This is a genomic window from Providencia sp. 2023EL-00965 (assembly GCF_033550225.1).
GTDB lineage: Bacteria > Pseudomonadota > Gammaproteobacteria > Enterobacterales > Enterobacteriaceae > Providencia > Providencia manganoxydans.
In genome coordinates this window covers 1-965 of sequence record NZ_JAWUEH010000050.1, presented here as the reverse complement: position 1 = coordinate 965, position 965 = coordinate 1, and the positions used below count along the sequence as shown (strand labels likewise).

2 pseudogenes are annotated in these 965 nt (G+C 45.1%); both read left to right on the top strand.

Annotation, left to right across the window (positions count from 1 at the left end):
• Positions 1-126: 126 nt before the first annotated feature.
• Positions 127-570 (top strand): annotated as a pseudogene (locus SC428_RS22080) (IS21 family transposase); the annotation flags it as partial.
• Positions 570-845: pseudogene (locus tag SC428_RS22075) on the top strand (transposase); the annotation flags it as partial. The pseudogenes SC428_RS22080 and SC428_RS22075, both read left to right, overlap by 1 nt.
• Positions 846-965 lie beyond the last annotated feature (120 nt).

Below are 965 nucleotides of genomic sequence, written 5' to 3'. Positions count from 1 at the left end.
ACCAACGTACAGCCCAAAGAATGATAATACCAGTGAAATGACGACCTTTAAATGCATTCACCAAACGGACCTCATTAATGAAATAGTTAATTTAGCATACCGGCTACTTAAACTTTGCAACAGTGCCAAAAACACTCCCTGCCAGACTGGGCTACGATCCATAAAGAGCTACGTAATAAATGCGTGACGCTACAACTGCTCTGGGAAGAGTACAGTGAACGCAATCCAGGCGGATTTTACAGTTATAACCATTATTGCCGGATGTACCGAGAATGGCTAAAAACCACCTCACCATCAATGCGTCAAGTCCATAAAGCGGGTGAAAAACTCTTTGTTGATTACTGTGGGCCAACTGTTGACATTACCAACCCTGATACTGGGGAAATCAGAACCGCGCAGATCATCGTGGCTGTTCTCGGTGCATCAAGTTACACATGGGCTGAGGCCACTTGGTCTCAGAAGCTTGAGGACTGGGTTATGAGCCATGTTCGTTGCTTCCGATGGCTGGGCGGTGTTCCTGAGCTTGTTGTTCCAGACAATCTGAAAAGCGCCACGTCACGGGCCTGTAGGTAGCCGCGAATGAAATCTGGGCTGGCGATATCACTTATTTAAAGACACCGGAAGGTTGGCTTTATCTGGCTATTGTGATGGATTTATATTCTCGGCGTATTGTGGGTTGGCACATGTCATCCCAAATAGATACCGCCTTGATAAGCAAAGCGTTAATGATGGCCTATAACTTACGTTCGCCTTCAAAGGGTTGTGTGTTTCACAGTGACCGAGGAAGCCAATACACCAGTGGGCAATATCAAGCGTTACTGAAAAGTTATGATATGCGCATGTCAACGATCAACGAAAACTGATCCACTTTTAACTCAAATTCGATCAATCAAAAGTGATCCACTGTTTCATTTAGGTATGGCACCTGAGCGTCGTTTATCTTTCAATCGATAGCTTTCACCACT